The 13953-nt window shown below is 49.3% G+C and carries 10 protein-coding genes; all 10 read right to left on the bottom strand.

Annotated elements, in window-relative coordinates:
- Positions 1-74 precede the first annotated feature (74 nt).
- The 10 genes from NO900_RS05565 to NO900_RS05520 all read right to left on the bottom strand — a co-directional run bounded on the left by NO900_RS05565 (position 75) and on the right by NO900_RS05520 (position 13936).
- The gene (locus NO900_RS05565) at positions 75-698 is read right to left on the bottom strand and encodes a hypothetical protein (RefSeq protein ID WP_256408226.1); all 624 of its coding nucleotides are present in this window, start codon (positions 696-698) and stop codon (positions 75-77) included.
- 674 nt (positions 699-1372) lie between these two features.
- Positions 1373-2029, bottom strand: coding sequence for a hypothetical protein (locus NO900_RS05560; protein ID WP_256408225.1), 657 nt, complete (start codon positions 2027-2029; stop codon positions 1373-1375).
- Positions 2026-2631 (bottom strand): hypothetical protein, encoded by a 606-nt coding sequence (locus NO900_RS05555; RefSeq protein ID WP_256408224.1) that lies wholly within the window; start codon positions 2629-2631, stop codon positions 2026-2028. The genes NO900_RS05560 and NO900_RS05555 overlap by 4 nt, the downstream gene beginning before the upstream one ends.
- An 890-nt stretch (positions 2632-3521) precedes the next feature.
- A complete protein-coding gene (locus tag NO900_RS05550; protein ID WP_256408223.1) occupies positions 3522-4244 on the bottom strand; it encodes a M48 family metallopeptidase in 723 nt (240 codons plus the stop codon).
- On the bottom strand, positions 4237-7206 hold the full coding sequence (locus tag NO900_RS05545; RefSeq protein ID WP_256408222.1) for a type I restriction endonuclease subunit R: 2970 nt from the start codon (positions 7204-7206) through the stop codon (positions 4237-4239). Before NO900_RS05545 ends, NO900_RS05550 begins: the two co-directional genes overlap by 8 nt.
- Positions 7199-8596 (bottom strand): restriction endonuclease subunit S, encoded by a 1398-nt coding sequence (locus NO900_RS05540; protein WP_256408221.1) that lies wholly within the window; start codon positions 8594-8596, stop codon positions 7199-7201. Before NO900_RS05540 ends, NO900_RS05545 begins: the two co-directional genes overlap by 8 nt.
- Positions 8589-10094 carry a type I restriction-modification system subunit M gene (locus NO900_RS05535; protein WP_256408220.1) on the bottom strand — a complete coding sequence of 502 codons (1506 nt, stop codon included), beginning with the start codon at positions 10092-10094 and terminating at the stop codon, positions 8589-8591. Before NO900_RS05535 ends, NO900_RS05540 begins: the two co-directional genes overlap by 8 nt.
- A 108-nt stretch (positions 10095-10202) precedes the next feature.
- Positions 10203-11663 (bottom strand): HNH endonuclease, encoded by a 1461-nt coding sequence (locus NO900_RS17540; RefSeq protein WP_256408219.1) that lies wholly within the window; start codon positions 11661-11663, stop codon positions 10203-10205.
- 84 nt (positions 11664-11747) lie between these two features.
- Positions 11748-12830, bottom strand: coding sequence for a type I restriction enzyme HsdR N-terminal domain-containing protein (locus tag NO900_RS05525; RefSeq protein ID WP_256408218.1), 1083 nt, complete (start codon positions 12828-12830; stop codon positions 11748-11750).
- Positions 12831-13201: 371 nt separating this feature from the next.
- Entirely contained in the window at positions 13202-13936 is a 735-nt protein-coding gene (locus tag NO900_RS05520; RefSeq protein ID WP_256408217.1) for an MBL fold metallo-hydrolase, read from the bottom strand.
- Positions 13937-13953 lie beyond the last annotated feature (17 nt).

The following is a 13953-nucleotide window of genomic DNA, read 5'->3' as shown; positions in this document are numbered from 1 at the left end:
AACAGTCCTTATTTGAAATACTTCGATTTGGCGAATATCTACAATTGTGTCTCAATCAATTTGACAAAGCAAGATTAGTTCTTGTGCCAAGTCAGATCGGGAGGGAGCTTGTCAGCCATTCTACCCATGACCTCAGCTATCTTCTCTTCATCAAGGCCGATCTTTTCGACTAACTCGACGAACCGCTCGTCATTATTTTTCGCCGACCGAGTAGGGTGGTAGACCTTTCGAGAGCCGTCAGAGATACAATCAGGTCCCTCCGGATCCCATTTTGAATTTTCAGGTGTTCTACGCGCGTATGTGCCGTATCGACCGATGAAAACACAGAGACAGAACGCGGTGTACTCATCTTTACAACCCATATTTCTCAGAGGCTGAATGTTTCTTAGATTTCTACCAGTAGATTTCTGATAGTGTGTGAAGCCTAATTGAGACGCAATGGCGTCGAACCGGTTTTTTCGATCCATCATCTGCTTTAGTGATTCATCATCACCTCGCTTTCGACGATCTCCACGGCCCGCGTCAAGCCATTTGAGATCAGCATACTCATCTTGTCTCTTGTGGTAGTTTCTATTGGTGAGAAGGCCCTCTTTAGCCCATGATGTACTCGGTTCTGTACATTCGTTTGGGTGAAACATAGTTTCGTTCGATGTATCAAGCGAGGTGATCGGCTCGGGTTTGTTTTCGTCGAATGGCATATTGAGACGGGGAGATAGACTGAGTCGAGACTGTTCGCTCTCATGGCTGTAATTTGGAGCAGTACTCGATTAAGCTCCGATCTGACCGTAGGGTTGGCCTTTAAGTACATGTGTTCGCGAGAAGGCCCCCGTTCCAACCTATTCTGACTGATCGCGGGGATCCTAATAACGAGAATCCAGCTACCGCAAATTTGATCGGAAGCCCGTTCTCACGATTAGGTGTCCCGCAACGCATTCTGGTAAGTAGCTACGCCTAATCGGAAACAGCTGATCAGAGACAACCAATTAGAATGAACGCGTCACTCAACTCGTTCCCTCTTTTACAGACGCGGTCTGTAGGTTTAACCATAGCGGTTTGCCTTTTAAATAGAAATTATGCTGATTCGCGTTTTTGACTGAACCTTCCACCCTAAGTAATACACAACGGTATATATAGGGGGGAGGGCGGAGCGTGTCTCAAAGGCAAAACGATCGTCAAAATCATGAAAATTTCTGAGCTGGTACCTTCTTAAAATAAGATCAACGTACAATTGGTGTGACAACCCGCTTGGATTGACTGTATATCAGAATTCAAGTTCCACAAGTAGTTGAAGAACGGTCTCCAGTAGGGCCTTAGTGCCATTTGGCCCAACATCATAGATTCCCGGATGTGCCGCTTTGTTCCGTATGTCTTTTTATCTAACTAACATGTCTTTTAAACTCTTATCTATGATACCGATATATTCGGCAAGGATGAGTACATTTTCATCTTTTAATTTTTGAAAATCCCAAAAATCATCTATTGATGTGTCTGGTTTTGTATGGAACTTTTTCTCATAGGCTACATGTATCGGCTCACTATGTTCCTCAAGTTTACAATAGAGTCCATACATTGCCGCTTGCCATCCAAGAACTACCGCTCCACGATTTGCGCCAACTTGGATACATTGAATTGCTTCTTCAATGTATGTATGATACTTATCGTCCTCAATTTGATCTAATTCCGAAACAAGGCTATTGACAAATCCCGCTTCAATTTCGCGCATAGATATTTCGGGATATATCTCCTCAATATAGATGTTTTCAATAGATTCTAAATAATTAGCAGACTGACTAACTCTCGGGCTTGATCGGCGTGATTCACCTAAAAGGTCTGTGAATAGTGTATCTATTTCCTCGATCACCCTCTCGGATGTGTGAGGCTTCAGACTAACTTTTACAGCTTGCCAGTCTGCGTATAATTCGCGAACGGTATCTTCATATTCTTGAGTATGAATTGTCTTTGTATCCCTAATTTCCAAGTCATCATGGAAATCCTCAATATCTATGAAGAAATCCTCAATTGTTCTCATTCATTATCATTCAGCCAGTCAAGGAACGACTCACGACCATCACGGGTAAGCCGGAATGGTTTATTTCGAGACTGATCTGTATTTGGGTCGTCTCGAATATCACCACGCCTTCTGGCATTGTATATGAAATCTCCCCAACCATCGATCTCCACCCCTTCTCCGTTTATCAACTTTTCTTTCATCTCTGTGTTATCGAAAGTTGTGGTGTTCTTCCGCTCGTTCTCTATTGTACAGTAACCAAGTAACGCAAAGCGCGGGGGTATATTTAGTGGGTTCTCAACATGAATATTCCCATCCTCTATAAAAAAGTGCCTTCTTAATCGGCTCAATTCGACACCAAGTGATTCAGCAATTTCTGATAACTCGGACTTATTCGTGTCCGCTTCGTTTGTTGAATCTACTTCAGAGTTATCGTCAAAATCTTGTAATTCAGTTGACTCTGTCCCTCTTGAGGAGGGGTTCTGCTCCCCTTTTCGTAGATCAATAGTATCCAGAATTGTCTCCATCTCGTCGGAGACGAATGATTCTGAACCTTCAATCCGAATCTGATTTCGTCCGATAGCCAAATCAATAACTGCTTTTTCAGATTCTTCTTCTGTCATATGTTTGTATCAGCCATGGAGTAAGGCTATGAATAAATAACTACTCACCGTCAATAGATAAGAATGAGAGAAAAATATGGCACCTAAAGCTCGTCAAAATCAGGAAAATTTCTGAGTGGGTTACCTCCTCTTAGTGGAGTATTTGAATATCTTCAAGTCACAACTACCCCTTCAGTAGTATTGATAAACATATACAAGACTATTATCTATATTTAGGTTCGAATAATACCTTAGTATTTGATATATTTGAGAATATCTGCTGTAATATCGGTCCCATTTTGCGATGAATAGTATGCTATCATGTACCGTGGTAGTCTCATGACAATCCCTTACTGTATATATTACATAACTACAGATATGGATACCAGTACTGTACAAGTTAGTTGATCGAGAGAACCCCCGCAACCAACAACAGCAACGAACAGCGTCAGCAACAACAGCAACGAACAGCGTCAGCAACAACAGCAACGAACAGCGTCAGCAACAGCCGCCTTCTCTCGTTAAAATCTCTTGGACAAACAGGGTCTAAGAGCCGAATGAATGGCTTTATGACCGAATAGCACATCTCTATCTACCACCCACCACCGACGCTATCTGTACCCTATATCTGTATTGAGAAGAGTGATTTACAGTAGAAATAGATTTTAAAAGGGTTGGTAGGCCCGTCAGTAGATTTCTTATGCTTCTGAATGGTTTTGTACACCTTCGAACAAAAGACGCTTAGAAGCCATCCTCGCTAATCTAAGAAGTTTGAAAATATCAGAATAATTTGTAGAGTCTGAGAGCATATTCATCAGGCACCGTCCCATTCCTCCGCCTATTTAGTATTTATTCTGATATAACTGGGTCCACAGAGGTTCTTTACTCGATAGTAGTTCAACATACACACACTACAGATCTTGATGAGAGAAGGTCAACTGTGTTCCGTTTTCTTCTAACCAATAAGCGTGTTTTCGGTACTCTGGATCATATTCAGCAACCAAAGACCAAAACTCGTCTGTGTGACTTTGCCATTGGAGATGAGCCAGTTCGTGAACTACAATATAGTCAATTACCTCTGATGGAGCCATCATCAACCGCCAGTTCAAACCGAGAGTACCTGTGGTGGAACACGATCCCCATTTTGTCCGTTGATTTCTGACCTCGATCTTGTCGTACTCGACTCCCATCTCATCCGCGAAGTGGTTGGCCCGGTTCTCAAAGAGTTCGCGAGCTTTCCGGCGATAAAGGGTTTCCAAAGCCCGCTTGAGAGAGGTTTGTTCAACGTGGTGCTTTGCCAGCCGAAATTCGTTCTCGATTACCTGTGAAGCTGGCCTTTGTTCCACGACGATCTCGTACTGTTCCCCGAGATACGGAAATCGTTCTCCTTCTTCGAATTCCCGATCAGGGATTTGCTCACGATAGTTCTCGTACTTTCGTTTCTTTTCCAGAACCCACACGGCGTTCTCCTTGAGAAGCTCCTCGGGGTCCGTGGTGGAGTTTTCTGGAAGAACCACCCGAACCCCATGTATGTCCACGTCTATCCGTGGCTCGCTTGCCTCGTCGCTATATCGGACCTCATAGGCGACGTTCTCCCGTTGAAGTGTAACCTTTCGAGGTGCCGTTTCAGGCATTGTAATTGTTCACGAGGTAATTCCGGATCGCGTCTACGAGTGGGTCGTCAATAAGGTCGGGCCGGTTGTACTCAAGCGCAATCACATCGAGGATCAGCTCCTCTACATCTTGTTCGGTGGCCTTGTTCGTCTCCCACCCTGAATACGCACGATCCACGCGGTCCTCAAACTGATCAACGATGGAATCTGCTATGTCGGCGGCCTTCCCCCGTTCAAATTCCTCGTCAAGCTCCTCTGTTAGGTGATTCTCAATAGCGTATTTGGCACGTTCGTCGGCGTCATCACCAGCTTCCTCTTCAACCTCAATCACCTCCTCTTCAACGGACTTGAGAGCCTCTACAGCCTCCGGATCAGACACGTCTCCGCCTTGCCAGCGTTCAACGATTTCAGTCACGCGCTCACTCAAACGCTGATAGCGCGGGTTCTGACCCGTTTTGGGATGGAGGTGATCTTGTGTTGCGTGGGCGATTTGCGAGGCTTTCACGCCAGGATTGTCCAGCCCCTCTACGTCTTCGAGGAATTCCTCACCGAGTTTGTACGTAGGGAAATCGTCGCGGATCTCACCAACGTCCACGTTCTCGTTGATTATCTGGCGTGTCTTCTCCCGCATATCGTCTTCGGGGGCTTCCTTCCCCGAGGTCGTCCGTTCAAATGCTACCTGAATACGACTCAACCACTTGTACTGATCTTGAATCCCTTCCTTGATCAGCCGCCCATCGGGAGCAACGGATTCGTAGAGATTCTGGAGCCGACGGAAGCCCTGTTTGAATTCGCGGCGTTCCGGGTGCTTACTGATCCGTGAGACGGCGGCGTTAGTAGCCTCTTGGGAGTCGTCTTTCGGGATTCCGTCGAAAATGTCCATAACCGTCTCCAACTGGTCAACGAGATCGTCGAATAGCTCTTCCTCGTCACGGGCCGCGTATGCCTTCGTCTCGGCGTCGTAGTCGAGGGCCTCGTCAATATTCTCGAAAACACCTTGAAAGTCCACGATCTCCCCGTTCTGTTTCCCATCGGCTGGCCGATTTGTCCGGGCAATCGCTTGGAGGAGGTTGTGGTCTTTCAGGTTCCGATCGAGATACATCGTCTTCAGGATCGGGGCGTCGAAGCCCGTTAGGAGCATATTGTGAACGACGAGAAGGCTCGGATCCTCGTCGGGTTCTTTGAAGCTTTCAACAATACTGTCGCGTTCCTCGGGGTCCGTGTGGAACTTCCGAATGAGTTCGGGATCGTCGTTGGTGGATGTATAGAGGACTTCGACGGCGTCCTCTCCCCGACGCTCTCTCAATCGTTCCCCGTACATCGCCGCTGATCGCCGGCTCGGTGTAACAACCATTCCTTTCCAGCCGTTGGGGGCGACCTTCTCCTGATAATGGGCGTCTATTTCTTCGACGGCCCGATCAACCCGAGGTTCGAGTTCGGCCATAGTCCGGCTGGTGACGTTTTTACTGATGAACTCTCGCTTCTCTTCGGTCGTCATCCCACGGAACTCGTGTTCGAACTTCTCGTCAAGGGCGTCTTCGGATACCTTCCACTCCATCTCGTGGCGGAGGGTGAAGTAGACAGGGAGAATGAGACCGTCTTCGATCCCTTGTTTGACCGAGTACCGATGGAGATAGTCTTCGCCTTCGGGACTGAACTCGGTGAACGTGTTGCGGTCCTTCTCGCGTTCCCCTTCTCGTACAGGTGTCCCGGTGAAGCCGAAGTGCGAACTGTTGGGGAGTGCGGCGTCGAGACGGCTTCCGAGGTCGGCCTCCATGAATCGGTGGGCCTCGTCGGACATGACGATCACCTCGTCGTTCCCTTGGGTGTCCGGCTCGACGTCTTGAAATTTTTGGATGGTCGTAAGAACGAGTTGGCTACTCCCTTCCTCGATCAGTTCTTGGAGGTGGTCGATAGATTTGGCTTCCGTCCATTGGGCCAGCGAGAGGTTCGAAAGCTGGTCCCGCATTTGGCTGTTGAGCTTGTCCGTATCGACGATGATGAAGACTTGCGGGTTGCGGGCCACCTCGCTTCGAGAGAGAAGGTTCTCAGCCGCATAGAGCATAGTGAAGGACTTCCCCGAGCCTTGGGTGTGCCAGATGAGTCCCCGATCGTGGACCCCCTCACGGACTCTGTCGAGGATTCTGTTGACGGCGTAGTATTGGGTGTATCTCGGGATGATCTTGGCGTCGCCACCGGGCCGTTTCTCGAAGAAAACGAAGTTCTTGAGGACGTCTACAAGGGTCGCCGGATTACACAGAGCTTGGACAGCCTGTTTCATCGGATTGTCCTCGTCGGCGTATTGTTCGGGGGCCTCGTTCCACAGCTCGTAGAATTCGTCAGGGGCACCTACAGAGCCATACCGGAACTCCATGGTGTCGGCGGCGACGTTGAACAGTCCGGGAATGAACATCCGGGGAACGTCCTCCTCATACTGCTGAAGGTCGCTGATGGCGTCGTAGTAGTCGTTGTCCTGAGTAAGGCTCTTCAATTCCATCGTAATAAGGGGAATCCCGTTGACAAACAGAGTCACGTCCGGGCGAATGGTTGCTCCTCGGGGGACAGAAAACTGATTGACAGCGTGGAATCGGTTTGATTCTAAGAAGTCGTCCGGATCGAAGTCGATCAGGTCAACGTAGATCGTGTCGTTGCCGCCGCGGGCGTTCTCCACTCCAAAGCTCTTGCCTTTACTCAGTAGTTTGTGGAAGTTCTGATTGCCTTCCAGTAGGTTCTCGTAGTCAAGTTCACGACGGAGTGAGTTGAGGAATCGATCGGCGTTGTCCTCGTTGATTTCGTCGTTTATTTCGATTATTTGCTCTTTCAGGAGGTTCCAGTAGATGACCTCGTTACTCCGGCGGTCATACTTTGCGTCGAGAACGTTCGCACCCCGGCTTCCGTCTTGACCGTGTACTTCCCAACCGACGGCGTCGAGCCACGCGAGGAGGGAACGTTCGACGCCGCCCTCGTTGGGGACACTAACCATGTTGGGCGATTTCGTCGGGCACCTCTATGTTAGTGTCGGTTGTTCTGACTGTTCCAGAGAGAAGATCTTGTTGAAGTCCTTGTTTGAGACGTTGGAGCTTTGATTTGTATTCCTGTTCATATTGAATCCGGTCCTCAATTGTACTGAAAACCTCTACAATCTCTTCTTGTTCCTCTTTAGTTGGTATGGGGAATCTCATATTGAGAAGGTCTGAACCAGCGAGATTCTTTTGGACACCTCCCTTAGCACGGCGGTTAACCCTTTTCCGACCAATGGAACTATTCACATAGTATTTCAGAAAGTTTGGGTCTAATGTATCGTTGAGCCGGAAGCGTATGAGGAAAGCTCCCGGTATTGTGGGTTTATCGTACCCCTCCCAAACGGTACCTATGCCGGTCGTGCCACTTCGTGTTATAATAAAATCTCCCGGCTCCAGAAGGTGTTCTTCAATTTCGTTCTCCTCAAGATCAGCCACTGGCATTGTGTCAAAAGATATGTGGCCTTGATCATCAAGATCCGTAGTCCGAAGTGTTGCTATATTCCCGTTCTCATTATATTTTTCTGAACCAAATCTTGGGCCGAAAGCACTATCCATAGTATGTTCTGATAGTTGATCGAATTCCCATTCATCTGGCAATTTTACCAGACGCTTTTCTTTAATATCAGAATGGTTGAAGAGTCCTTTTTGGAAGAGATGTTGTTCCAATCCCTTTTGAACCCTTCTTGTTTGCTGAATAGTATCCTCTGTCTTCTCAATCGCCTGATCAACCGTGTAGAGTACGGTGGCGATCTTGCGCTGTTCAGGGAGTGGTGGGGTAGGTACCTGAACCTCCTTCAATTGATTCAGATTGATACGTTTTCGACCTGTCCCACGGGCGCGAGAATATGCTTGTTTCCATACTGGATATGAATTTAATGAATACATTATAAACATATTCGAAAAACCATTTCCAGTATCTAATTTTACTACGTCAGCGGCCGCTAATATATATTGGTTCTCAAAATCCGGGAGGATACAGGCCCGAGCAACTGGTTTAGCCATTTTGGCTATCGCAATCTCAGTTGGATATGCTGAATGTCGTTCCAATTCCTCGAATTTTTCTTCAGTTATATATTTTTTATTAGTATTAATGAAACGGCCGCTTCTGATGTTCTGTAGTTTGATTGTTCGCGCGAATCCCTCGTCATAATATTCTTCTGATAATAAATTCGCGCCAAAGGGTCCATCTACAAAACTATTCTCTCGATCATCGGCCACTTCAGCAAGAGGTGTTTTTTTCCATCCATCGAACACTCCTGTTAGAACCTTCGGATCAAGTTCACTGTTGTTGCTCTCCGCACTGGATTCTGACTCTTCGAGGAAACGATCAAGAGTCGAATCCTTATTCATAATTCAATGCCTCCATATGCTGATCCATTTGAGATTCGATCTCATCACGCTCTGATTGTAACTCCCGTAACTTCGCCAGTTCTTCCTTAACATCTATATTCTCTTCAGGCTCGGTCGTATCGACGTACAGAGCGATATTGAGGTTGTGTTCATTCTCTCGAATCTCATTCAACGACACCGTCCGACTTACCCGCTCCTCGGTTGTCCACCCACGGAAGTTCTCAACAATGTGGTCAAGCCCTCCCTCGGTCAATTCGTTCTGATTCGAGAGTTCCTTGTAGAAGCGCTCATCAGCGGCGTGAATAAACTGGACCTCGTTCTCCCGTTCATTTGGCTTATCCGTATTCAACACAAGAACGGCTGATGGGATCGAATTGTTCTGGAATAGATTCTCTGGAAGGCCGACGATCGCCTCCACCATATCGTTCTCCAACATTGCCTTCCGATACTTGCTCTCGTGTTTCCTGAATAGAACCCCATGAGGGATGACGATAGCCGCCTTCCCGCCGTTCCCATCCTTTTCAGGAATATTGAGTTGTTTCGCTATGTGCTGGATGAAAGCATAGTCGCCACGATCCGCTCGGGGAAGCTTCTCGTGCCAGTCGAACCGATTGTAGGGGTCGTCCTGTAGCTCGTCTTTCGCCCAATCAGCCGAGAAGGGGAAGTTAGCGAGAACCCGATCGAACCGAGTGAGTTCATTTTCGTCCTCATTGGTGAACGCTGGCTTCGAGAGGGAGTCTTCGCGTTCGATGGTCCCATTCAGTCCGTGAATGGAGAGGTTCATCTTCGCGATCGCGGCAATGTCCGGGTTGATCTCTTGCCCGGAGAACCGGAGCTTCTCGGGGTCGCCACCTTGCTCCTCACGGTAGTAGCGGGCCGCCTCGATGAGCATACCCCCGGATCCGACCGTTGGATCGTGGAAGGTTTGACCATCCTCAAAGTCGTCTACGAGCCGTACACAGAGGTTGACAATATGCGGCGGCGTGAAGAACTGGCCGCCCGATTTCCCTTCTTCTTCGGCAAACTGACGAACGAGGTCCATGTACGCCTCTCCGAGCATATCCGGAGGAATACTGTCCCGGTCAAGGTCATGTGTGGAGAGATGTTCGACCAGCTTCCCGAGGCGATCGTCGTCAAGGGCGTCGGCGTCGATGTAGTCGGCCCGGAAGACGCCTTGTAGCTCGGGATTCGCGTCGGTGACGGCGTCGAAAGCCTCGTTCAGCGCTTGGTCAACGTTGTCGCTAACGCTTCGGAGGTCTTCCCACAGGTAGCCTTCGGGAACAACGGGAACGTCGTAGAGCTTCGGTCGTCGGGCGAGATCTTCGTCACCGTACTTCTCAACGTTCTTTTTGTATTGCTTCTCGTACTCGTCGGAGATTGCCTTGTAGTAGACGAGCGGGAGAATGAACTCTTTGTAGTCCGTCGGATCGACGGCGTCTCTGATTATGTCGGCACATTTGAAGAGGTGAGAATCGAGGTCGGGGAGTGACAGCGACATAGAGGAGTAGTATATTCAGGGGGTCATATCTCCTGTGGTGTGAGTAATGGTCGGAGGAGATAGGGGTACAAAAGTAGACCTAAGAACTAATTGATGTACCTCAATCGACTAATTGTCTTCAGATATTTCCTCAAGTAAGGAGGACAAGCCCCCATCTTTATTCTGCTCATCAGATTCAGACGACAATTCTTGGTTATAGCTCTCCCCATCCTGTCCGTGATGAACCCTATAGTGACAGTTTGGACAAAGTGCTACTACATTCTCTGGTGCGTCAGAACCTCCGTCACTTAGTTCGTGGATATGGTGAACTTGGAGATATGGATCGCCGCTTTTGTCGGTGAATGGCGCTGGTTCATTACAACCCTCGCAGATACCATCAGCACGAGCTTTTACGTAATCCTTGATTTCTTGTGACCGTGAATAGCGAATTGTCGTAGAACTCGATTTACTTACCGTTACTGAAACGTTATCAGTAGCCGCTTCTTCAGCTTCTTTTCTTAGTTCATCAAGAGATTTCTGTGTCGTGGAATCTTCCGAGAACAAACTTGTATTTTCATCAGATGAATCGACCACTTTGGCCACTACGTAACCAGCCCGCCGAGATTGTATCTCCACATCAACTTCCGAACCAATATTTTGATCTCCTACAATCTTTATGCGCCTCTCCCTCTTCGCACAGAAATTATTCTCGGAGTCATATCCAACTGTCACTCCGTTAACTACCTCACCCGGATCCGGGACTTCAGCTATACTGAGGTCTATAGTTACCCCACTATCACCAGCGTCGTCAGATGGAAACGTACTACCACAAGTGCCACACTCCCATTTCTTCCCTGATTTTAGTGCGACTGAGCCACACTCCTCGCAGAACATCGCCGAGTCAATAGTATCTTTTCCAAATTTGTGGAACTGATGGCGATTTGCCCTCCAAAAGTTCGAAGTATAGTTCTCGGCTCGAACGCTTTCCGTTATACAGATTCCAGAAGCACCAGAATACATTTCCACCGCTACTTTTGTCCCGTCAGCATTCGATTTTACAGGACCAATATTGATATGTGATTCATTTGTATTGACAATTCCATTTCCAGAGTTGCTGATTCTATCTATTGTGGATACGAATCGATCTCCCTCCTGTAGCTGGTTTTTGTATAGATCAATACTCTCATCGTTCTCTTCTTCGCCTTCTGGTAATGAAGAGATTTCACCAGTTAGTGTGGAACTCTGCTTTTGATAATTGTCATGTGTAGCAATATATCGTCTAAGATCTTCTCGTTGGGACTCTGAAAGATCTTGAGCAAAGTCTTCATTTATTTCTCCAATATCATCCGTCTCTACTTCTCCCGTACTATTTGATTTGAAATGTAGATCACCTAATACGCGGAGTGGACGGCAAATGTCCCACGGAACATCTACCTCATCCCCTTGATTGGGAACACTAAATCCAAGTTCCGCAAGGAATGATACAGCACAACTTTTGACCTGATATGTACTTGGGCGATTGTGATCTGGATATGGCTTCCATCTAACAATCACACCCTTACTGGTAGTCTTATTGCGAAGCGTTGCCACGGCAAATCATTATAACAGGGACATATCCAGTTTTCGATCACTTACGAATTGGCTGTAAAGCTACAGATAGTGTGGCTGAACTTACTACCAACCACCGCCGAACTGAACAGAGCAGTCACACATTTCTACTAAACGACCAATTTCCCTCCGCTTCTGTCCAGAGCTTAGGTTGACTTCAAGATAATATCCTTCAGCAAGTTCCCGAGGTTGCTTCATCTGCTTTCCCTCAAAGCTGTTCTCGTTATGGATGATAGGGCGTGTCCGTCCCGGTATATATGGAAGTGGCTCAAGTTCCGAGATGAGGTTATGATTTCTAAGGAGGTAATCTACAGCCTCAATAAACACGTCGGCCTGTTGTGGCGCGCTGAAGTCGGCAAGCTCGTTCTCCCCATCAAAGAACGTAATCTGATAAGCTCCGTTAGAGTTCGTCTGATCTTTCTCAACTACAACTTGAGGAGATCCTTCTAAATCGTCTCGGTCAGGTAGATCTCCGTCACTATTGATTTCGTTCTCAATATCACCGATTAGACGGTCAATCATTTCCTTTGCTTGAGACTCCGTCTGAGGGGTGATTGTTCCCGAAACCCGTTCAGAGAATAGCTCCGCGACTTCCGTCGCTAAATCATCCTTCTCGCTCTCAAGTGTCGTCCGTGCTTCTCGGAGTTCCTTGATTCGGTTGAGTATCTTCTCCCACTCGTTGTTCTGGATCGCGTCTTTAGTGAATGCTCTCAGAGTGGTAACTCTCTCAGGAAGCCTTTGGAGATCCGTTCTCCCGAGTGTATTCACGTTGACTTTGGTGTCAATCACTTCCCGCCGATAGAACTCGTATTTCTGTCCATTCGTGAGGATACCCAAATTCACGTCTTCGTTCTTGAGATAGGCTTCTAACTGCTCTCTGTGCTTGTCCGTAAGCGACGTGTCTACGCCTTTGGCTTCGAGGAAGGCAACGGGAGTGCCGTCCAGTATCAGGGCGTAATCAACCTTGTAGGTCTTTCCGAAGGCTTTGACAGAGTATTCCAGTTGGGTGTTGTCGGGGATCGTCCAGTCGAGAAGGTCGAGAAAGTCACGTAGAACGGCGGCTTTCGTGTTGGCCTCATCCATTTGTGGGGCCGCCCCGATAGTCGCTTGAGCGTGATCGACGTAGTCTTTCACCGCGTCCTCATCCATAGATGGTTGAGGGTTCAGACGGTTATCATATCAAAGTATTCGATAGGAGGTGGAGAACTCTTTGAACCTTCGTTGACCCTTGCGGCACAAAGGCGCTGTTTTATATTGTGGGGTATCCTGTGTATTAGGTGAGAACCGGTATAGGTCCCATCCTTCAGTTCGCGCCCGAAGATCGCAATTGGGTCTGAGGGCGCTTGTGGAGGCTGAGACGCGGGTTCAATTCTCGCACCCGGACCTTCTGAGGAACGTAGTGATGAAGAAGGACGGAAGGCGGGATTGAATCACGCGAGACGAGCGGAGCGAGTCTCGCTTCGGGTTCGATTCTCGCACCCGGACCGTCTGCGGAACGCCGCTCCCAGACGGCCGTGCGACTAGAACTCGATCCGTTCGCCGTCCTCCGGAACGATCACGCCCTCCGTCTCCGACCGGAGCTCCTCGCGCGAGAGCAGGCAGTGATTGATCGCCTCCATGTGGACCGCGGCGACCGCGGCGTCGGTGGCCTCGCGGACCGCGGCGACGTCGTCGACGCCCATCGTGATCGGCTCCCCGTGGTTGAACCGCGCCGCGCCGGCGTTGAGCACGACCGCGTCGGGGTCGAACCGGTCCAGCGTCTCCGCGACCGGCTCGTACCAGACCGTGTCGCCGGCGACGTACAGCGTCTCGTCGCCCTCGAAGACGAAGCCGGAGACGGGGCCCATCTGCTCGGCCAACTCGCCGTATCCGTGGCGGCCCGGGGTCCGGTGGAGCGTGACGCCCGCGAACGACGCCGCGTCCTCGACGGGGCGCACGTCGGTGAACCCCTCGTCGCGGAACGCCGCCGCCTCCGCGGGCTGACAGAACAGCGGGACGTCCGAGTCCAGCGCCTCCCGCGCCGCGTCGTCGAAGTGGTCGGGGTGGCGGTGGGTGACGATCACCGCGTCGTGCGACGTGTCGACGTCGGGCATCGGGACGAGGGGGTTGCCCCGGTCGTTCGGCGTGTCGTCGATCGGCGGCAGCGTACCTTCCGACGCGAACAGCGGATCGACGAGGAACGTCGTCTCGCCCGCGGTTACGAGGAGCGTGGCGTTGCGGACGAGGGTGACGTCGACGCCTGCGTTCGTGGACATGGCCCCCCTTCGTCGGG

This window comes from Halorubrum rutilum, assembly GCF_024494565.1.
The sequence above is the reverse complement of the archived record's forward strand: the minus strand, read 5'-3'. Positions and strand labels throughout refer to the sequence as shown.